At 74.1% G+C, this 19,367-nt stretch carries 17 protein-coding genes; 8 read left to right on the top strand and 9 right to left on the bottom strand.

Features of this window, described 5'->3' with window-relative positions:
• Positions 1-2 precede the first annotated feature (2 nt).
• Both fabG and OG994_RS30400 read right to left on the bottom strand, forming a co-directional pair.
• Positions 3-761, bottom strand: a complete 759-nt coding sequence (gene fabG / locus OG994_RS30405) for a 3-oxoacyl-ACP reductase FabG (protein WP_328851723.1) — start codon at positions 759-761, stop codon at positions 3-5.
• Positions 762-831: 70 nt separating this feature from the next.
• A complete protein-coding gene (locus OG994_RS30400; RefSeq protein WP_328851722.1) occupies positions 832-2,478 on the bottom strand; it encodes an alpha-amylase family protein in 1,647 nt (548 codons plus the stop codon).
• 69 nt (positions 2,479-2,547) lie between these two features.
• On the opposite strand from OG994_RS30400, the gene OG994_RS30395 reads away from it, so the two are divergent.
• Complete coding sequence (locus tag OG994_RS30395; protein WP_328851721.1) at positions 2,548-3,153, top strand: DUF1349 domain-containing protein; 606 nt, start codon at positions 2,548-2,550, stop codon at positions 3,151-3,153.
• 78 nt (positions 3,154-3,231) lie between these two features.
• Positions 3,232-3,903: a DedA family protein gene (locus OG994_RS30390; RefSeq protein WP_120329097.1), complete on the top strand. Its 672-nt coding sequence runs from the start codon at positions 3,232-3,234 to the stop codon at positions 3,901-3,903.
• Between the two features lie 43 nt (positions 3,904-3,946).
• Here the strand turns inward: OG994_RS30390 and OG994_RS30385 are convergent, their stop codons facing one another.
• The 5 genes from OG994_RS30385 to OG994_RS30365 form a co-directional block, all read right to left on the bottom strand.
• Positions 3,947-5,509: a glycoside hydrolase family 18 protein gene (locus tag OG994_RS30385; RefSeq protein ID WP_328851720.1), complete on the bottom strand. Its 1,563-nt coding sequence runs from the start codon at positions 5,507-5,509 to the stop codon at positions 3,947-3,949.
• 161 nt (positions 5,510-5,670) lie between these two features.
• Positions 5,671-7,041 (bottom strand): chitinase, encoded by a 1,371-nt coding sequence (locus OG994_RS30380; protein ID WP_328851719.1) that lies wholly within the window; start codon positions 7,039-7,041, stop codon positions 5,671-5,673.
• 181 nt (positions 7,042-7,222) lie between these two features.
• Complete coding sequence (locus OG994_RS30375) at positions 7,223-8,629, bottom strand: carbohydrate-binding protein (protein WP_328851718.1); 1,407 nt, start codon at positions 8,627-8,629, stop codon at positions 7,223-7,225.
• Between the two features lie 72 nt (positions 8,630-8,701).
• A complete protein-coding gene (locus OG994_RS30370) occupies positions 8,702-9,478 on the bottom strand; it encodes a YidC/Oxa1 family membrane protein insertase (RefSeq protein ID WP_328851717.1) in 777 nt (258 codons plus the stop codon).
• Between the two features lie 203 nt (positions 9,479-9,681).
• The gene (locus OG994_RS30365) at positions 9,682-9,978 is read right to left on the bottom strand and encodes a DUF6412 domain-containing protein (RefSeq protein WP_240032966.1); all 297 of its coding nucleotides are present in this window, start codon (positions 9,976-9,978) and stop codon (positions 9,682-9,684) included.
• Positions 9,979-10,136: 158 nt separating this feature from the next.
• On the opposite strand from OG994_RS30365, the gene OG994_RS30360 reads away from it, so the two are divergent.
• The 4 genes from OG994_RS30360 to OG994_RS30345 all read left to right on the top strand — a co-directional run bounded on the left by OG994_RS30360 (position 10,137) and on the right by OG994_RS30345 (position 15,236).
• Positions 10,137-11,276 carry a carboxylate-amine ligase gene (locus OG994_RS30360; RefSeq protein ID WP_328851716.1) on the top strand — a complete coding sequence of 380 codons (1,140 nt, stop codon included), beginning with the start codon at positions 10,137-10,139 and terminating at the stop codon, positions 11,274-11,276.
• Between the two features lie 44 nt (positions 11,277-11,320).
• Positions 11,321-12,700 carry an FAD-dependent oxidoreductase gene (locus tag OG994_RS30355; protein WP_120329091.1) on the top strand — a complete coding sequence of 460 codons (1,380 nt, stop codon included), beginning with the start codon at positions 11,321-11,323 and terminating at the stop codon, positions 12,698-12,700.
• A 147-nt stretch (positions 12,701-12,847) separates the two neighbouring features.
• Positions 12,848-14,269, top strand: coding sequence for a WGR domain-containing protein (locus tag OG994_RS30350; RefSeq protein ID WP_120329090.1), 1,422 nt, complete (start codon positions 12,848-12,850; stop codon positions 14,267-14,269).
• Between the two features lie 88 nt (positions 14,270-14,357).
• On the top strand, positions 14,358-15,236 hold the full coding sequence (locus OG994_RS30345; RefSeq protein WP_328851715.1) for an aminoglycoside phosphotransferase family protein: 879 nt from the start codon (positions 14,358-14,360) through the stop codon (positions 15,234-15,236).
• Between the two features lie 25 nt (positions 15,237-15,261).
• Here the strand turns inward: OG994_RS30345 and OG994_RS30340 are convergent, their stop codons facing one another.
• On the bottom strand, positions 15,262-15,855 hold the full coding sequence (locus tag OG994_RS30340) for an NADPH-dependent FMN reductase (RefSeq protein WP_120329088.1): 594 nt from the start codon (positions 15,853-15,855) through the stop codon (positions 15,262-15,264).
• Positions 15,856-15,957: 102 nt separating this feature from the next.
• Between OG994_RS30340 and OG994_RS30335 the strand changes: the two genes are divergently transcribed.
• Positions 15,958-16,797 carry a helix-turn-helix domain-containing protein gene (locus OG994_RS30335; RefSeq protein WP_328851714.1) on the top strand — a complete coding sequence of 280 codons (840 nt, stop codon included), beginning with the start codon at positions 15,958-15,960 and terminating at the stop codon, positions 16,795-16,797.
• Between the two features lie 108 nt (positions 16,798-16,905).
• On the opposite strand, the gene OG994_RS30330 is transcribed toward OG994_RS30335, so the two are convergent.
• Positions 16,906-17,715 carry an Fpg/Nei family DNA glycosylase gene (locus OG994_RS30330; RefSeq protein ID WP_328851713.1) on the bottom strand — a complete coding sequence of 270 codons (810 nt, stop codon included), beginning with the start codon at positions 17,713-17,715 and terminating at the stop codon, positions 16,906-16,908.
• A gap of 307 nt (positions 17,716-18,022) precedes the next feature.
• Here OG994_RS30330 and OG994_RS30325 point away from each other — a divergent pair, with 307 nt between their 5' ends.
• Positions 18,023-18,910, top strand: coding sequence for a DMT family transporter (locus OG994_RS30325; protein ID WP_328851712.1), 888 nt, complete (start codon positions 18,023-18,025; stop codon positions 18,908-18,910).
• The last annotated feature ends 457 nt before the right edge of the window (positions 18,911-19,367 follow it).

The raw sequence follows: 19,367 nt of genomic DNA, 5'->3' as shown, positions 1-19,367 counted from the left end.
TCTCAGGCCCGGGGGCCCCCGGCCACGTAGATGACCTGGCCGGAGACGAAGGACGCGCCCTCGCTCACGAGGAACGAGATGGTGTGGGCGACGTCCTCGGGGCGCCCCACGCGGCGGACCGGGATCTCCGCGACGGCGTGCTTCTGCAGCTCGGCGAAGTCGACCTTCATCCGGGCGGCGGTCGCCGCGGTCATGTCGGTGACGATGAACCCGGGCGCCACCGCGTTCACCGTGACGCCGAACGGGCCCAGCTCGATGGCGAGGGTCTTGGTGAAGCCCTGCAGGCCGGCCTTGGCCGCCGAGTAGTTGGCCTGGCCGCGGTTGCCCAGCGCCGACGTGCTGGACAGGTTGACGATTCGCCCCCACTTCCGCTCGACCATGTGCCGCTGGGCGGCCTGGCTGAACAGGAACGCGCCGCGCAGGTGCACGCCCATGACCGTGTCCCAGTCGGCGTCGGTCATCTTGAACAGCAGGTTGTCCCGGAGCACGCCGGCGTTGTTGACCAGCACCGTCGGGGCGCCGAGCTCGGCGGCGACGCGCTCCACCGCCGCCTCCACCTGACCCCGCTGCGCCACGTCCGCCCCGACGCCGAGCGCGCGGCCCCCGGCGGCCACGATGGCGTCGACGGTCTCCTTGGTGGCCGCCTCCTCGATGTCGACCACGGCGACGGCCATGCCGTCGGCGGCGAGCCGGCGGGCGGTGGCCGCACCGATGCCGCGCGCGGCTCCGGTGACGATGGCGACGCGGGGCTCCTCCGACATGACTACCTCCCGGTAACTTGGCTCGATCGAAGGAGCTTAGCCCCACCCGCCGGCCGGCGTCAGGCCCGCGTCAGCAGCCCCGGCGCAGCCGGATCCAGCGGTAGCCGTAGCCGGCCAGTTGGAGGCGTTCGAGCTTGCCCACGTCGCCGTAGCCACGGTCGCTGAGCACGTCGATCGGCTGATCCGCCTCCGGCTGGAGCAGGCTGAGGTCCACCTCCACGTCCTCGGTGCCGAGGTTGTGCAGGAAGACCATGGTCCCGGTCGGTCCGTCGGCGCGGTGCGCGAGCACACCCGGCGGCATGGGGACGTCGATGTGGGTGGTCGACCCGGACCCGATCTCCGGGGCCTCGCGCAGCGTACGGATCATGCGCTCGAACCAGGCGAGCAGGGACCTCGGGTCGCGGCGCTGGGCGGTGACGTTGACCGTCTGGTAGCCGTACTCGCCCTTGTCGATGACGGGACGGACCAGCTTGTCGGGCGGCGCCGTGGAGAAGCCGGCGTTCTCCTTGAACGACCACTGCATGGGGGTACGGATCGCCTGCCGGCCCGGCAGGGACAGGTCCTCGCCCATCCCGATCTCCTCGCCGTAGCGCAGCACCGGCGTGCCGCGCAGCGAGAACTGGAGGGCGTACGCCATCTCGATGCGCCGCCGGTCGTTGCCGAGCATCGGGGCGAGCCGCCGCCGGATGCCCCGGTCGTAGATGCGCATGTCCTCGTCCGGGCCGAACTGCGCGTACACCTGGTTGCGCTGCTCGGCGGTGAGCCGGGACAGGTCGATCTCGTCGTGGTTGCGCAGGAAGGTGGCCCACTGCGCGCCGACGGGCAGGGCGGGCGTGTCCCGCAGTGCCTCGATCACCGGCTCCGGGTCCTGCCGGGCCAGCGCGAGCATCAGCCGCCCGTTGAGCATGAAGTCGAACAGCATGTGCAGGCGGTTGGCGGACCCGCCGCCGTCTCCGAAGTAGACGGGCAGCTGGTCCGGTTCGACGTTCGCCTCCGCGAGCAGGATCGCGTCGCCCCGGCGCCACTGGACGTGCTGGCGGAACTCGGTGAGGAGGTCCAGGTCCTTCGGGGAGTTCGCGTTGCCCGGCTCGGTGAGTTCGATGATGAACGGCACGGCGTCCATCCGGAACCCGGAGACGCCGAGCTGGAGCCAGAACGACATGATCTTCTTGACCTCGGCCCGCACCGCCGGGTTGGCCATGTTGAGGTCGGGCTGGAAGCGGTAGAAGCGGTGGTAGTACCAGGCCCGGGCCGTCCGGTCGTACGACCAGGTCTCCCGCTGCTCGCCGGGGAAGACCATGCCCTGCCGGCGGTCCGGCGGCTCCTCGGCGGACCAGACGTACCAGTCGCGGTACGGCGAGTCCGGTGAGGAACGCGCCGACTGGAACCAGGGGTGCTCGTCGGAGGTGTGGTTGACCACCAGGTCGATGATCACCCGGATGCCCCGGTTGCGGGCCTGGTGCAGCAGTTCGGCGAAGTCCCCGAGGGTGCCGAAGCGCGGGTCCACGTTGTAGAAGTCGGTGGCGTCGTAGCCGTCGTCCCGGTTCGGCGAGGGGTGGATCGGGTGCAGCCAGAGGCAGGTGACGCCGAGCCGGGCGAGGTAGTCCAACCGGCCGATGAGCCCCTGGATGTCACCGACGCCGTCACCGTCGGAGTCCGCGAACGTGTCGATGTCGAGGCAGTAGACGACCGCCTCCGAGTACCACCTGTCGCCCATGCCCGGTTGTCTTTTCCGATCCGTCGCCCGGGCAAACGGCGACGGGTCCGCGAGGGTACCGTGCCGATCATGGAGACACCCCACACCGAGCCGGTCGACTGGTCCGCCGGGGCGTGGCTGCGCCCGCCGGTCCGGACCGAGCGTACGCCCGACGGCGGGCTGGTCGTGGAGCCGACCGCCGGCAGCGACCTGTGGCGGCACACGAGCTACGGCTTCGTCCACGACGACGCCCCGGCGCTGCTGGCCCCGCTCCCGGCCGGTACGGCCGTGGAGGTGAGCTTCCGGCTGGAGTGGACGGAGCAGTTCGACCAGGCCGGCGTTCTGGTGCGGGTCGACGAGCGGAACTGGATCAAGGCCGGCGTGGAGGTCAGCGACGGCGCGCCGCAGGTCGGTGCGGTGGTGACCCGGGAGGTGTCGGACTGGTCGGTGGCCCCGGTGCCGGAGTGGGCCGGGCGCGAGGTGACCGTCCGGGCCAGCCGGGCGGGCGACGCGCTCACCGTCCGCGCGCGGGTGGCCGGCGAGCCGTGGCGGCTGGTCCGGCTCGCCCCGCTGGCACCGGAGGCGGAGGCGGTCGCCGGTCCCTTCTGCTGCTCGCCGAGCCGGGGCGGGCTGCGGGTGCGGTTCACCGGCTGGCGCCGGGGGCCGGCCGACGCCGCGCTGCACCCGCAGGATTGACGGCGGCCGTACGCGAGGTGTGACATCCGCGCCACGGGGTACGGAGGTGCGATCCCCGTCGCCGCGGAGAGGATCGTCATGTCACTGGCCCAGGACGTCGACCCGACCCAGCTCGGCGGGCTGACCGGCTGGGTGGCCGGGGTGATCGACGCGGCCGGGCTGGTCGGCGTGGCGCTGCTGGTGGCCCTGGAGAGCGTCGTCCCGCCGATCCCGAGCGAGATCGTCCTGGCCCTGGCCGGTTTCCTGGCCGGCGAGGGCCGGTTCAACGTGGTCGTCGTGGGGCTCGCCGCCACCGCCGGATCGCTGGCGGGCGCGCTCGTCCTCTACTGGATCGGCGCCGTCGTCGGTGAGGACCGGCTCAAGCGGTGGCTCGACCGGCTGCCACTCGTGGACCTGGACGACCTGGAGCGCGCCGACCGCTGGTTCGAGCGGTACGGCAACTGGGCCGTCTTCTTCGGCCGGATGATGCCGGTGGTGCGCAGTCTGGTGTCCGTACCGGCCGGGGCGAACCGGATGCCGCTGGTCCGGTTCGTCACGCTGACCACGCTCGGCAGCGGCGTCTGGAACGCCCTCTTCGTGGGCGGCGGGTACGCCCTGGGCTCCCGCTGGCAGCAGGTCGAGCGTTACAGCACCTGGTTCGACTACGGCATCCTCGCCGTGTTCGCCGTCATGATCGCGCTCTGGGTGGTGAAGAAGGTCCGCCGCCGGGGCGCGCGCCGCGACCGGCGGTCGGTGACCGCCGGTCGCTGACGGGATGTCCGGTGGGGCCGGTGTGGCACGCGCCGCGTGCCGCTCAGCCGTACTGGGCGGTGATCGAGGTGAACTCCCACGTGTTCTGGGCGATGCCCGAGCAGTGGGCGACTACTCCCCCGCCGGGACAGGGCCGGTCCCGGTTGACCGACCAGAACGTGAACCGGGCCAGCGAGCGAGCCTCCGCCCAGTCACGGATCTGCGTCCAGGTGGCCGGCGAGGTCAGCTCCTGCTGGTCGGAGAGCCCGTTCATCCCGGAGATCCCCATGTGGGCGTACGCCGTGGCGTCGGACCAGCCGAACGCGCTCTTCAGGGTGTTCTTCAGCCCCTCGGCCGCGCTGACGGTGCTCTGGTACATGTTCGCGCCGCCGCCGAAGTTGAACGGCATGATGGTGAACACGTCGATGTCCGCCCCGAGCGTGGCGGCCCGGTTGACCAGCCGGGTGCCCCAGTACGACGGGCCGGTGGTCGTGGTGCCGAAGGTGATGATGGTCTTCAGCCCCGGGTTGTTCTGCTTGACGATCTTGAGCGCGCCGAGGATGCGGTCCTGCACCACCTCGTTCTCGAACTCGTCGCTGTTCTCGATGTCGACGTCGATGGCCCGCAGCCCGTACGCGTCGATGACCTGCTGGTACGCCCCGGCCAGCGCCTGCGCCGACGAACAGTTCGGGCCGAGCTTGTTGCCGCTCCAGCCGCCGATGGACGGGATGACGTCGCCGCCCGCGGCCCGGATGGCGGCGATGGTGGCGGCGTGGGTGCCGCCGGTGAGCGGGCCGGAGCCGTCCCAGGCCGGGGTGCAGCCGCCGCCGGAGAGGATGAAGGCGATGGTGAACCAGCGGATCCCCGTGGCGCCCATGACCGTGGCCGGTGCCGGCGGGTCGCCCCAGCCGGGGTAGAGGTAGGGCGCGGCCGCCATCGGGCCGCCACCGCCGGTGCAGCCGGAGGTGGTCGCCGACACGGGCGCCGACCGCGCCGACTCGCCGGCCGAGTTGTACGCCGCCACGGTGTAGCTGTGCGCCGAGCAGGCCGCCAGTCCGGAGACGGTGGCGCTCGTGCCGGTGACGGTGGCCCGCACGGTCGAGCCCTCGTACACCCGGTAGCCCGTGACGGTGCCGCTGGAGGCGTTCCACGCGAGCGAGACCGACGACGTGGTGGTGCCGGTGACCCGCAGGCCGCTCGGGGCGCCGGGGGTGCCCGGGCCGGGGCCTCCGCCGCCGCAGGGGCCGCCGTTGACCGTGCAGTTGGTCGGGTCGCCCGTGCCGGCGACGATGAACCCGAAGGTGGTGCTCGCACCGGGCGCGAGCGTGCCGTTCCAGGACCGGTTGACCGCGGTGACGTGCTGACCGGAGGTGGTCAGCAGCGCGTCCCAGTACGAGCCGACGGTGCTGCCGGCCGGCAGGTCGAACTGGACGTTCCACGAGGTGATCGTGGTGGCCGTGTCGTTGGTGACGGTGAACTTCGCCTCGTACCCGGTGCTCCAGCTGGCGGTGCGGACGAAGGCGGCGGTGGCGGCCGACGCCGGTGGCGGCGCCACGACGGTGGCCGCGACCAGGGCGGCGGCCAGCGCGGCGGCGAACGTCGCCGCGCGTGGGGGACGGAGTTTCACGGGTGGCCTCCTGGGACCGCTGGTGGTGGGGGTGTGGCCCGCCCTGCGGGCGGGGGTGGCGCCGGCCCGCAGGGGCAGGCCGGCAGGAGGGTGGTGCGCCGGCCCGCGCGGGCCGGCCGGGGCGGTGCGCCGGCCCGCGCGGGCGGGCCGGGGCGGTGCGGTCAGGGCAGGGTGTCGAGGTGCGGCGCCACGGTGCGGGCGAAGCCGTTGCCGTTGGTGACGTCCCAGTTGATCGACCAGGTCATCGCGCCGCGGAGGCCCGGGTAGGTGCGCGGCGGGCGGAAGCTGCCGCAGTTGGTGCCCCGGGTCAGGCAGTCCAGGGCCGCGTTGACCACGCTGGGCGCCACGATGCCGCCGCCGGCCGCGCCCGGCCCGGCGGGCAGGCCGAGCCCCACCTGGTCCGGGCGGAGTCCGGCCTCCAGCTGGATGCAGGCGAGCGCCACGATGAAGTTCACGGTGCCCTGCGGGTACGCGGCGTTGTGGTCGCAGCCGAGCATCGCGCCGGAGTTGTAGTACTGGGTGTTGACCACGGTGAGGATGTCGCGGATGTCGAGCGCCAGCTTGAAGTAGCTGCCGGCGGGTGACTGCATGTCGATGGTCTGGGGGGCCATCGCGATGATCAGGCCGGCGCCCGCCTTCGCCCGCAGGGCGCGCAACGCCTGCGCCATGTACGTCGGGTTCAGTCCGTTCTCCAGGTCGATGTCGACGCCGTCGAAGCCGTACCGCTGGATCAGGGCGTACACGGAGTCGCTGAACGCGACGGCCGAGGCGGCGTCGTTGACCGACACCCGGCCGGTCTCGCCGCCGACCGAGATGATCACCTTCTTGCCCCGGCTCTGGAGGGTCCGTACGTCCGCCGTGAAGTCCGCGTCGGTGTAGCCGCCGAGCGCGGCGGAGAGGCCGGGGTCGACGGCGAACGTGACCGCGCCGGGGGTGGCCGTGGCCTCGGCGAAGGCGACCGCCACCAGGTCGTACTCGGCGGGCACGTCCCGCAGCCGCAGCTCGACGGCCGGGTTGTCGAAGTTGTGCCAGTAGCCGGTGAGCACGTGGGCGGGCAGGCCGGTGGTCGGCGGCGGAGTGGTCGGCGGCGGCGTGGTGGGCGGTGGCGTCGTGGTGGGCGGCGTGGTCGGTGTGCCGCCTCCGCAGGGTGCGCCGTTGAGCTGGCAGTTGGCGGGCGAGCCGCTGCCGTTGCCGAGGAAGCCGAAGGAGACGGAGGCGCCCGGCGCGATGCTGCCGTTCCAGGACCGGTTGGTGAAGGTGTACCTCTGCCCGGAGGTGGTGAGCAGCGCGTCCCAGTAGCTGCCGACGGTGGTGCCGGGCGGCAGCTCGAAGCTGACCGTCCACCCCGTGACGGGCGTCCCGCCGCCGTTGGTGATCGTGTACTTCCCCTCCCAGCCGGTCCCCCAGTCGGCGGTCTTCACGAAGCTCGCGGTCGCCCCGGCGGCGTACGCGGGCAGCGTCACCCAGGCCGCGCCGAGCGCCGCGACCAGCGCGGTGACCAGGGACAGGACGAGGTATCTGGCACGTCTCATGCGACCCTCCACTGCCGAAAGACATCCACGGACGTCAACGTTGGCGCTTATTATTAAGACTGTTAACTGTTCCTGTCCACAGCTGTCCCGGGAAAGAAGAGGGCCGGGTCCCCGCCCGCGGCGGAAACCCGGCCCTCGTCGGTTCCCGCCCGCGGCGGGAGCCCGGACCTCCTCGGCGAGGTCAGCGGCGGAAGGTGAACCAGTTGACGTTGACGAAGTCGTTCGGCTGACCGCTGCTGAAGGTCAGGTAGACCGTGCGCCGGCCGGTGACCCCGGAGACGTTGCCGGGCACGGACCGCCAGCTCTGCCAGCCGCCGGTGTTGGCGATGGCGAAGCTGCCGATCGGGGCGCTGGTCGGGCTGTCCAACCGCACCTCCACGAGGCCGCTCACCCCGGCCCCGGCGCCCGAGGCGACCCGGGCCACGAAGTCACGGGGCGGTGTGGTGCCGAAGTCGACGTTGTCGAAACGCACCCAGTCGCCGTTGCGCAGGGCGCCGATGTTCTGCCCGCCCTCGCTGCACGCCTCGACGATCACGCCGTTCTGCGCGTTGAAGGACTCCGCCTGGATGGTCGCGTACGCGTCGCGGACGCTACCCGGCGGATCGGTGGGCGGCGGGGTGGTGCCGCCGCCGCGGCTGTAGACGGCCACGTAGTCGACCAGCATGGGGTGGCCGGGGACCGTCGAGGCGGTCGGCGTGGTGAAGCCGGCGACCCCGTTCGGGAAGCCGCCACCCATCGCCACGTTGAGCAGCAGGAAGTAGCCGGCGTGCCCGGTCATCTGCGTCCAGTACGGCTCACCCACCTGCGTCTGGGTGACCGTGTGGTAGAGCTGCCCGTCGACGTACCAGCGCAGTTGCTGCGGGCTCGCCGCGGCGTCCCACTCGAACCGGTAGGTGTGGAACGCCGACTGGCAGGTGCTGCCGGGGCAGGCCCGGGAGGCGCCGATGCCGTTGAACTCGTTGCACGGGCCGCCGGGTGCGACGCCGCAGTGCAGCACGCCCCACACCGAGTTGAGCCCGTTGACGTTCTCCATGACGTCGAACTCGCCGATGCCGGGCCAGTTCTGGTAGTTGCCCCGGTAGGGCGAGCCGAGCGCCCAGAACGCCGGCCAGTAGCCGAGCGCCTGCGCGCCGGTCACGTTCGGCATCTGGATCCGGCCCTCGATGGCGAGCACGCCGCCGGAGGGCGGCTTGAAGTTGCTCCGTACGGTCTCGATCCGGGCCGAGGTCCAGCGGCCCGCGCCGTCGCGCAGCGGGGTGATGCGCAGGTTGCCGGCGCCGTCGTGGCTGACGTTGGCGGTGCTGTTCGTGTACGTCTGGATCTCGCCGGTACCCCAGTTGGGCGGCCCGCCGGGGTAGCTCGTACCGGTGTCGATGATCCAGTTGGCGGAGGACGGCAGCGTGCCGGCCGCGCCGGTGAAGTCGTCGCTCCACACCAGGCTCCAGCCGGACGGGGGTGGGGGCACCGCCGCGTGGGCGGTCACGGTCACGCCGGCCAAGGCGGTGGTGGCGGCGGCGAGCAGGGCGACCGCCAGCCGTGTCCGGCGTCGTACGGGCAGGGCGGCGCGGGCCGCCGGGGCAGCTTCCATGGACGTGCCTCTCTGCGGGGACGGGTCGAGAGAGCGCTCTCTCACGAGTTGTACGGGCTCCCCGGACAGTTGTCAACGTCGATCGATCCCGGCTCCGGCCGGGCTGGCCTGCGGCCGGCGCAGCACCGCCTGCTCCAGCGCGGTCCAGGCCGTGGTGGTCACGAGGTAGAGCACGGCGGCCAGCGGCAGCACCAGCGCCACGAGCACCGTCGTGTACGGCAGCAGCGGCAGCAACCGGCCGATCAGGGCCGCCCCCGGCGCCTCGGGCGGCGTCGACGCCCCCGTTCCGCCGGCTTCCGCCGCGAGCGCGCCGGCGGCCGCGGCACGGCGCATTCGCCGCGACGACCACCAGGCCAGCGCCGCGAGGGCGGCCAGCAGGACGGCGAACAGCGGCCCGGCCGCCCCGGCCAGCCCGTCGCCGAGGTGATGGCCGAGCGGCACCCCGGCGAGCCGCGCGTCGAGCAGCCCCGTGCCGCCCTCGGTGGTGGTGAAGAGCCGGTACGTCACGAGCAGGAAGGGGGCCTGGAGCAGCATCGGCAGGCATCCGGCCACCGGGCTCGCCCCGGCCGACCGGTAGAGCGCGAAGAGTTCCGTCTGCAACCGGGCCGGGTCGTCCGCGTACCGCCGCTGGAGCTCGCGGACCTGGGGCGCGAGCGCCGCGCGGCGCCGCTCCCCGCGCACCTGCGCGACGGTCAGCGGGGAGATCAGCAGCCGGACGGCCACGGTGAAGAGCACGATCGCGGCGGCCGTGGCGGCGCCGCCGGCGATCGGTTCGAGCAGGGTCGTGAGCTGGGCGAGCGCGGCGCCGGCGGCGCCGACCGCGCCCTGCAGGGGTGCGAAGGCGAGCATGTGGGATCCCTCGGTGGCGAGTTCCGGACGGTCCCGGCGGGCGCGGGGGCCCGGGCGGGACGGATGACGACGGAAATCGGCCGCGGCGCGGGACCGGGTGTCTCCGGCCGGACGGGCGGGGCCCGGCGTCCGGGGTGGCGGACCGGACGCCCGGCGGGCACGCGGCCCGGGCCGGAGCCGACCGGGTCGGACCCCCGACGGCGCTACGCGACCGAGGGACGGAGGCCGGGTGCGCGGGGACGCGGCCGCCCGGCCGCGTCGGGATCGACCTGGCGGGGCACTGCCCGCAGGCGGGACCGGGCGCGCAGACCGGTGGCCCGCGCCCGGGCCGACGGCGGGGCGCCCACGGCGAGGACGCGGGCCGCCAACAGGGCGGCGAGCAGCACCGCCGCGCCGAGCGCGGCGCCGGCGAGCAGCCCGGCCGGCCGGTCCGCCAGCAGGGTCAGCTGGGCCAGGGCGTACGCCCACAGCCCCAGCGCGATTCCCCGACCGGTCGGCACGGGCACCAGGGTAGGACCCGCTGTCACGCGGTCGAGATGGAACGCGACACGCCGCCGCCACGCCGGTGGCGCGTTTCCCCGCGTCGCCACCCTGGGTAACCACCGGACCCAACCGGCGCGGAGGGACCGCGGCCGGTGGGAACGGACGGTGATGGGCGATGACGGGCCAGTTGGCGGAGGCGCCGGGGCGGGTGACGGACGGCACCGACCTGCTCACGGTCGGCGTCGAGGAGGAGTTCCTGCTCGTCGACCCGCACACCGGCACCGCGGTCCCCGCCGTCGACCTCGTGCTGGAGCAGGTGCCCCCGGAGCTGCGCGGGCAGGTGGAACGCGAGTTCCAGACCAGTCAGATCGAGATCGGCAGCCCGCCCGGCCTGGAGCTGCGCTCGATCCGGCACTCGCTCGGCGTGCTGCGCGCGGCGCTGGCCGAGGCCGCCGAGCGGGCCGGCGTATGGCTGCTCGCCATCGGCACCGGGCCGGTGGACGGTCCCGTGCCCCCGGTGGTCGACAAGCCGCGCTTCGACCGGATGGTCGAGCGGTTCCGCCTGCTCGTGCCCGGGCCCGGCAACAACGGCATGCACGTGCACGTCGGGGTGCCCGACCCGGAGACCGGCGTGCAGGTGCTCAACCACGTCCGGCCCTGGCTGCCGACGCTGCACGCGGTCACCGCGAACTCCCCGTTCGCCCGGGGCGAGGACACCGGGTACGCGAGCTGGCGATCGGTCGAGTGGGAGCGCTGGCCGTCGGTGGCGCCGACGCCCTACCTGGAGTCGCACGAGCACTACGAGCGGCTGATCCGCCAGTTGATCGCCAGTGGCGTGATGCTCGACGAGGGGATGCTCTACTGGTACGCCCGGCTGTCGGCGCGCTACCCCACCGTGGAGATCCGCATCGGTGACGTCTGCCCGTCGGTGGACGACGCCGTGCTGGTCGCCGCGCTGGTCCGGGCGATGGTCGCGACCGCCATCGAGGACATCGACGCCGGCCGGCCGGCCATCCGTACCGACCACCATCTGCTGGTGGGGGCGCACTGGCGGGCCGCCCACGACGGTCTGGAGGGTGCCGGGGTGGACCTCACGACGGGCGACGTCCGGCCCGCGTGGGACCTGCTGGAGCGGTTCGTCGAGCGGGTGCGCCCGGCGCTCGAACGGCACGGCGACTGGGACGACGTGGCCGACCTGCTGGGCGGGTTGCGCCGGCACGGCACCGGCGCGGCGCGGCAGCGGGCGGTGTTCGCCCGTACCGGGCGGCTCGCGGACGTGGTGGAGGACGTCGCACGACAGACCCGCGGGGCGTGACGGATGACTCCCTGCCGCGCCACGGCGCGTGACAGGATGACGTCGTGGCGCAACGGCTGATCGTGATCGGCGGGAACGCCGCCGGGATGGCGGCGGCCTCGCAGGCACGGCGGCGCCGCGACCGGGCCGACCTGGAGATCGTCGCCTTCGAGCGGGGGCACTTCACGTCGTACTCGTCCTGCGGCATCCCGTACTGGATCAGCGGCACGGTGTCGGGGCCGGAGGAGCTGGTCGCCCGCGACCCGGAGACGTTCCGCCGCAGGTTCGACATCGACGTCCGGATGCGGCACGAGGTGGTGGCGATCGACCTGGACCGCCGCGAGGTGACGGCCCGAGACCTGGTCGGCGGCGGCGAGGTGCGGGAACGCTTCGACGAGCTGGTGTACGCGGCCGGCGCCGTGCCGCTCCGGCCGGCGTGGGCGCAGACCGACGTCGAGGGCGTGTTCGGCATGCAGACCCTGGACGACGGAGCCGCGCTGCGCGACTGGCTGGAGAGCGATCCCGCGCCCCGCCGCGCCGTTGTGGTCGGTGGCGGCTACATCGGGGTCGAGATGGCCGAGGCACTGCTCCTGCGCGGGCTCTCGGTCACGCTCGTCGAGCAGGCGGACCAGCCGATGTCCACGGTGGACGGGGACATGGCGGAACTGGTCGTCGAGGCGATGCGCGACCTGGGCGTCCACATCCGGACGGGGCTCTCGGTGAGCGGGCTCGAGGAGCGCGACGGCCGGGTGCGGGGCGTGGTCACCGGCGAGGGGACGATCCCCACCGACGTGGTGGTGCTCGGGCTCGGCGTACGCCCCAACACCGACCTCGCCGCGGACGCCGGCCTGCCGCTCGGCCCCTCCGGGGCGGTCCGGGTGGACCGGCGGATGCGCGTGCCGGACACGCCCGGGGTGTGGGCCGCCGGCGACTGCGTGGAGTGCCTGCACCGGGTCAGCGGCATGCCGGTGCACGTGCCGCTCGGCACGCACGCCAACAAGCAGGGCCGGGTGGCCGGGATCAACATCGGCGGCGGGTACGCGACCTTCACCGGGGTGATCGGCACGGCCGTCACCAAGGTCTGCGACCTGGAGGTGGGGCGGACCGGCCTGCGGGAGACGGACGCCCGGGCCGCGGGGTTCGACTTCGTCTCGGTGGTCGCCGAGTCCACGAGCCGGGCCGGGTACTACCCGGGCACCCGGCCGATGACGGTCAAGCTCATCGCCGAGCGACCGAGCGGGCGGCTGCTCGGGGCGCAGATCGTCGGCTGGTCCGAGGCGGCCAAGCGGATCGACGGCCTCGCCGTCGCGCTCTGGAACGGCATGACGGTCGACGAGATGACGGCCCTCGACCTCGGTTACGCCCCGCCGTACGCGCCGGTCTGGGATCCGGTGCTCATCGCCGCCCGCAAGGCCGTCGACGCCCTGCACGACGGCGCCGGGTAGGGAACCACGCCTCCCGCGGTGCGGGGGCCACCGCGTGAGAACCGGCCGCCGCCGTCGCCCGATTGTGTCGGTGGCGGCGGTTAGCGTGCGCGCGTTGTCGGCGACGGCGATCGTCCGGCCGTTCACCCCTTCCCCCGGAGGCACCCCATGGCGCAGGAGACGACCTACCTCGAACTGTCCGAAGTGGACGGTGGTGCGCACAAGTTCTACGAGGTGGTGGTCGAGGACACCGCGATGACCGTCCGCTACGGCCGGATCGGCGACCAGGGCCAGGTCAAGACGACCACCTTCCCGGACAACGCCCGCGCCCGGGCCGCCGCCGCGAAGAAGATCGGCGAGAAGGTCCGCAAGGGGTACGCCCCGGCCGTGCGCGGCGTACGGCAGAAGCGGCCCGTCTCCCGCCGGCAGATCGTCAGCACCCGCTCCACCGCCCGCACCGCCCCCGTGCTCTGGCGCTACGACTCGGGGGCGCCCGCGTTCGGCATCTTCGTCGACGGGCGGACGTGCATGGTCGGCAACGAGCACGGGGTCATCACGACGTTGGACCACGACGCGCGGGTGCTCGCCCAGGTGCGGCTCCCCGACGGCGTGAAGTGCATCGTGGCCGACGACGCGTGGATCTACGCGGGCTGCGACGACGGCAACGTCTACGACCTCTCCGGCAAGGTGCCGCGGGTCGCGTACGCGATCACGCCCGACATCGACATCTACTGGCTGGACATCCACGACGGCGTGCTGGGCGTCTCCGACCGCGAGGGCGGCATCGCCGCCATCGACCACGAGGACGAGTTCCTCTGGCGCCGGCCGGGCCGCGGCCGGTCCGCCTGGATGGTGCGCTGTGACGCCGACGCCCTCTACCACGGCCACTCCCAGGGGGTCACCGGCTACGACTGGCGCACCGGGCGGGAGCTGTGGCACACGCGGACCGGGCCGGTGCTGTTCGGGTGGCAGGAGCGGGAGACCGTCTTCGCCGGCACGGGCACGCGCGAGGTGGTGCGCCTGCGCAAGAACGGCCGCGCCGAGCGCACCTACCACTGCGACGCCGCCGTCTTCTCCTGCGCGACCGCCGAGGGCGGCCGGTTCGTCTTCGCCGGCGACAGCGCCTCGTCGATCTACTGCTTCGACGAGGCCGGCAACCGGCTGTGGAAGCTCGGCACCGGCTGCGGCTCGGCGTACTCCATGCAGTACCACGAGGAGCGCCTCTACGTCGTCACCACGAGCGGCCACCTCGCCTGCATCGACGCCAGTGAGCCGGCGATCCGGGCGGCCGAGGCGGGCAGCGTCCCGGAGGTCGTCGACGTGAAGGCCCCGCCCCGGCTGCCCGAGCCGGCCGCCTGGTCCACCGTGGAGGTCACCACCGACGACCGGGGCGGCGTCGTCGTGCAGTGCGTGGAGCAGGGCGGCCGGCTGCGCGTGCACGTGCTCTCCGACGGCTACCGGCGGGACTGGTCCGTGCAGTTCCCGAAGGGGATCCGGGAGCCGGGGGCCCGCTACCTCGTCACCGAGGTCCGGGAGTCGGGCCGCGGCGGCTTCTACCGGGCGTACGGCGACATCCGCCGGCTGCGCTGAGGGCCGCCCGTCGTCCGCGCGCCCGGGCGCGCGGACGACGGGCGAAATCGGTTGTGCGGATCGGCCCGTCCCGGTCCAGGATGGCCCGATGAGTGGCGACCTCCGGATCCCCGACAGCCTGGACTGGGTGCGCCGCACCGCCGAGGGACGGGCGTGGCTCGCGGACCTGCCCGACCGGCTCGCGGCGTGCGCCGAGAACTGGTCGCTGCGCGTCGGGCCACCCTTCCCGTACGCGTTCGCCTCGCTGGCCCTGCCCGCCGAACTGCCCGACGGCACACCGGCGGTGCTCAAGCTCCAGTACCCCGACGGGGAGAGCGAGCACGAGGCGACCGCCCTGGCGTGCTGGGCCGGCGACGGGGCCGTCCGGCTCCTCCGGCACGACCCGCACCGGCGGGCGCTGCTCGTCGAGCGGTGCGTACCGGGCACGCCGCTGCACGAGCAGCCGCCCGACGCGGCGCTCGACGCGGCGGTCGCCTTGCTGCCCCGCCTCTGCGTGCCCGCCGGCGCGCCGTTCACCCCCCTCGCCGAGGAGGCCGCCGGCTGGGCCGAACGGATGCCGGTCGCCTGGGAGCGGGCCGGCCGGCCGTACGAGCGGCGGCTGCTGGACGCCGCCCTCGGGCTCCTCGCCGACCTGGTACCCACCCAGGGCGAGCAGGTGCTGGTCAACCAGGACCTGCACGCCGGTAACGTGCTCCGCGCCACCCGCGAGCCGTGGCTCGTCATCGACCCGAAGCCGCTGACCGGGGAGCGGGAGTTCGCCCCGGTGCCGATGGTGCGCGGCCCGGAGCTGGGGCACTCCCCCGAGGCCGTCCGGTACCGGCTGGACCGGCTCAGCGACGACCTCGGGCTGGACCGGGAGCGGGTGCGCGGCTGGACGATCGTGCACACCCTGGCCTGGAGCATCGCCGACGGCGCCGTCTTCCCGAACCAGGTCGAGGTGGTCCGCTGGTTGCTCGGCGGCGAGTGACCGGTCCCGGGGGCACCGGCGTCCCTCAGGCCGGGTACGGGACCGTCTCCCGGGCGCTGCGCAGGGCGGCGGCCCACCAGGCGAGCTGGTCGAGCAGCGTCTTGGCGTACCCGGGCGCCGCGGGATCCAGCGGCTGGCCGTCCTGCCAGGTGGTGAAGTAGTTCGGGAAGGCCAGACCGTCGCGGATGGTCACCGCGTGCAGCTCGGTGAGGACGTTCTCCAGGTGGAGGACGGCGTGCCGGCCGCCGGCCGCCCCGCCGTAGCTGACGAAGGCGACCGGCTTGGCCGTCCACTGGGTGAAGTGCCAGTCGATGGCCGCCTTCAGGGAGGCGGGGTAGCTGTGGTTGTACTCGGGCGTCACCAGGATGAACGCGTCCGCGGCGGCGAGGCGGGACGTCAGGGGCGCCATCGACTCCGGACGCGGGTAGGCGTCGCCCGCGTACTTCGGCGAGGACGCCGGCAGGGACAGCGGGATCTCGAACTCGGCGAGGTCGACGACCTCCACCTCGAACCCACCGTGCTCGCGCGCCTGCTCGGCGACCCACGAGGCGACGACCGGCCCGAACCGGCCTTCGCGGACACTCCCGACGACGATGACCAACGTGTGCTTCTCACTCATGCGCTCCACGGTCGGTCGTCGCGAAGCCGGCAACCAGACCGGGCGCAGGCTGGCCCTCGCGGGGCCACGCTACGGCGTTCGCGGCTGCCTAGACTTCCCGGCATGAGCACGCCGTTGGGCGACTTCGTCCGCGCCAAACGCGACAGCCTCCAGCCCGAGTCGTTCGGGCTGCCCGATCACGGCCGGCGCCGCGCCCCGGGCCTGCGACGCACCGAGCTGGCGATGCGCGCCGGGATCAGCGTCGAGTACCTCACCCGCATCGAGCAGGGACGCGACCGCAATCCGTCCCCGGCCGTGCTGAACGCTCTCGCGGACGCCCTCAGCCTCGACGCCGGGGAACGCCACCACCTGCGTTACCTCGCGAAGATCACCGGCGGCGCCTGCCCCGGGCACCGGCCGCCGGCACCGCCCAACCGCGACGTCCGGCCGACCGTGCTGGCCACCCTCCGGCTGCTCGAACCCGGGATCGCGTTCGTCACCAACCGCCTGGGCGACGTGCTCGCGTACACCAGCGGGTTCGAGCTGGTCATGCGCGGGACCGGACTGCTCGACGCGGAGACGCCGAACCTCACGACCTACGTCTTCACCGATCCGCGCGCCCGCACGTTCCTGCCCGACTGGGACCAGGTGGCCGACGAGCAGGTCTTCGACCTGTGGCTCGGGCCCTCGGCGGAGACGTCCGAGTGGTTCCGGGCCACGCTCGCGCCCGTCGCCGGGCCGGAGTTCACCCGACGGCTCCACCGCCACCTGCCCCCGCCGCAGGTGCCGCTGCGGCTGCGCCACCCCGACGGGCACGAGTTCCGCTGGCACCGGGAGCGGCTGGAACTGCCGAGCACCGACGCTCAGGAGCTGGTCGTGCTGCTCCCGGCCGACGAGTCGACGGCGCAGGCCGTGGAGCGGCTGCGCCACCAGTCCGGGGGCATCCTCCGCGCGGTGAGCTGACGGGGCCGCGGCGCGCGGGCGTGCCGGGTCGGCCGCCTCCCGTACCCGGTGACCTCGCCCGTCCCCCTCGGGACGCTCGCGGCATCCCTGACTGCGACTGCTGCCGCGTCAGCCGGGCTGGCAGGTGGCGCACCAGTAGAGGTTGCGGCCCGCCAGCGCGCCCCGGCTGACCGCGGTGCCGCAGACGTGGCAGGGCGCGCCCGCGCGGCGGTAGACGTACACCTCGCCGCCGTGCCGGTCGACCCGCGGTGGCCGGCCCATCGCCTCCGGAAGGTGCTCGTCGCGGACCGTGTCGATGCGGCCCTGCCGCACGGCCCGGGTCATGAGGTCGACCAGGTCGGCCCAGATCCGGTCCCAGCCGGCCCGGTCCAGCCCGCGACCGGGCAGCGTCGGCGAGAGGCCGGCACGGAACAGCGCCTCTGTCACGAAGATCAGCCCGGTGCCGGCCACCACCGACTGGTCGAGCAGGAGCGCGGCGAGCGGTGTGGCGCTGCGCGAGATCCGGGCGTACGCCCGGTCGGGGTCGGCGTCGGCGCGCAGCGGGTCGGGGCCGAGGCGGGCCCGCAACGCCGCCACCTCCGGTGGGGTGAGCACCTCGCACGCGGCCGGGCCGCGCAGGTCCAGCCAGTACCGGTCGCTGGTCAGCCGCAGCCGCACCTGGCCCACCGGCTCGGGCGGCTCGCCGGAGCCGTCGGTGACCTTGCCGTAGAGCCCGAGGTGCACGTGCAGGGTCAGCTCGCCGGCGTGGTGGTGCAGCAGGTGCTTGCCGTACGCCTCGGTGGCCTCCAGCACGGTGCCGGTGAGCCGGGCGGCGCCCTCCGCGAAGCGGCCCTGCGGGCTGGCGGCGTGCACCTTGTCACCGGCGAACAGTTCGGCGTGGCGGGCCGCCAGGCGGTGGATGGTGTGTCCCTCTGGCACGACCAGCAAGCGTAGCCACGACCGGGCCGGAACCGGCGTGCCGGCGGGCGTTCCCGGGACCGGACGGGAACCGGCGTGCCCGCGGGCGTTCCCGGGACCGGGCGGGAACCGGCGTGCCCGCGCGGGCGTGGCCAGGACGGGGCCCGTGCCGGTGCGGCGCAGCCAGGGCCGGGCCGCGCGGCGTCGCCCGGGAGGCCGCACGTCGACGTCCTGTGTGTCGGGAAACACACGGCTGGGTACCGGTAGTGGATACCGCGTGGCAGCCACCCCGTTCCACGGCCACCACGCATTCGACAGGAGGTGTGTTGTGGTCAAGATTCCTTCGCTGTCCCGCCGGTCGGATCCGGCGACGCGGGACGAGAACCTCGACGGCCGTGCCGACGGCCGCCACACCCGGGACGCCGACCCGGATCGGACGCCGGACGGCTCCCTCGCGGGCGGCCCGACGGTCGCCGACCGGGACGCCGACCGGACGACGTACCGCAGCGGCGCCGCGGCGACCGGCGGGCGGGTCACGACGGCCGACCGACGCGCGGCCGATGTCGCGGACGCCGATCGGCGCGTGGCCGACCGCAGGCCCGCGGACGCCGACCGGGGCGATCGCACGCCCGCGGACGCCGATCGGCGCGTGGCCGACCGCACGACCGTGGACGCCCACCGGGGCGACGGCACGACCCTGGACGCCGACCGGAGGGCCGCCGACCGGGCCGCCGTGGCCCGGGCCGCCACGGTGCGTCCCGAGGTGGGCGAGCGGCGGCCCGACCCGGACGCGACCCTCGAGCGTCCCGTCGACCGGGACCTCGACCGCGACCGTGCCGTCGCGCCGGTCACGGAGCGGGACGAGACGGTAGGGCCCGCGGCGCCCGGCCCCAGGCCGCGGACCAGTCTGCTCGCCACCCTCGGACTCGTCCTCGGGATCGCCGGGGCCCTCTTCGTGCTGACCGGCACCCTCGCCGGCTACGGCATCGGGCTCGGCGCGATCGGCGCGGTCCTCGCCGTGCTCGGCCTCGTCGCGACCCGGCGTCGGCACGTCGCGGGTACGACGGACGCGCTGCTCGGTGTGGGGTTCGGCCTCGCGGCCGTGGTGCTCGGCGTGCTCGCGATGACGGGTCAGTTCGACTGGCCCACGACCGACGGCGACTGGGTGCAGCGGTTCCGCGAGTGGCTTGATTCACAGTTTGTGGATCGGCTCTGACGGGCACTGTCCGGCTCGCCGGCGGTGCGCCGGCAGCGCCGGTGGTGCACCGGCGAGCCCGACCAGTCTGGTGGTTCACCAGCCGGGCGACACAGGTTCAGGGGCGGCGGTTCGCCGCCCCTGATGTGTGTCCGGGCCCGGGCCGCGCCCGCGAGGCACGCCGCCGTGCCGGGGGACGCCGCGCCGCGGGGGGACGCCGCCGCGCCGCGAGGGGACGCCGCCGTGCCGCGGGGGGACGCCGCTGACACCCGCTACTTCCAGGAAGTAGTGCCCTCCCGACGCGACCGAGGCCACTACTTCCACGATCCAGCACGATCATGGGTCCAGCACGATCATGGATCCAGCGCGATCATGGGTCCCGCGCAGTCGCGGATCCAGCACGATCGCGGATCCAGCACGATCATGGCCCGTGCCGCGCCGGAGCCGCTCCGCGTGGGCAGCCCGGCGCGCGATCCGT

Source organism: Micromonospora globbae (assembly GCF_036184225.1).
Classification (GTDB): domain Bacteria; phylum Actinomycetota; class Actinomycetes; order Mycobacteriales; family Micromonosporaceae; genus Micromonospora; species Micromonospora globbae.
Note: the sequence above shows the minus strand (reverse complement) of the source record. Positions and strands in the feature narration are given on the sequence as shown.

Excerpts from the sequence above, each read along its gene's own strand:
- fabG (WP_328851723.1), bottom strand. The coding sequence starts at position 761 with ATGTCGGAGGAGCCCCGCGTCGCCATCGTCACCGGAGCCGCGCGCGGC.
- OG994_RS30400 (WP_328851722.1), bottom strand. The coding sequence starts at position 2,478 with ATGGGCGACAGGTGGTACTCGGAGGCGGTCGTCTACTGCCTCGACATC.
- OG994_RS30395 (WP_328851721.1), top strand. The coding sequence starts at position 2,548 with ATGGAGACACCCCACACCGAGCCGGTCGACTGGTCCGCCGGGGCGTGG.
- OG994_RS30390 (WP_120329097.1), top strand. The coding sequence starts at position 3,232 with ATGTCACTGGCCCAGGACGTCGACCCGACCCAGCTCGGCGGGCTGACC.
- OG994_RS30380 (WP_328851719.1), bottom strand. The coding sequence starts at position 7,041 with ATGAGACGTGCCAGATACCTCGTCCTGTCCCTGGTCACCGCGCTGGTC.
- OG994_RS30375 (WP_328851718.1), bottom strand. The coding sequence starts at position 8,629 with ATGGAAGCTGCCCCGGCGGCCCGCGCCGCCCTGCCCGTACGACGCCGG.
- OG994_RS30370 (WP_328851717.1), bottom strand. The coding sequence starts at position 9,478 with ATGCTCGCCTTCGCACCCCTGCAGGGCGCGGTCGGCGCCGCCGGCGCC.
- OG994_RS30360 (WP_328851716.1), top strand. The coding sequence starts at position 10,137 with ATGACGGGCCAGTTGGCGGAGGCGCCGGGGCGGGTGACGGACGGCACC.
- OG994_RS30350 (WP_120329090.1), top strand. The coding sequence starts at position 12,848 with ATGGCGCAGGAGACGACCTACCTCGAACTGTCCGAAGTGGACGGTGGT.
- OG994_RS30345 (WP_328851715.1), top strand. The coding sequence starts at position 14,358 with ATGAGTGGCGACCTCCGGATCCCCGACAGCCTGGACTGGGTGCGCCGC.
- OG994_RS30340 (WP_120329088.1), bottom strand. The coding sequence starts at position 15,855 with ATGAGTGAGAAGCACACGTTGGTCATCGTCGTCGGGAGTGTCCGCGAA.
- OG994_RS30335 (WP_328851714.1), top strand. The coding sequence starts at position 15,958 with ATGAGCACGCCGTTGGGCGACTTCGTCCGCGCCAAACGCGACAGCCTC.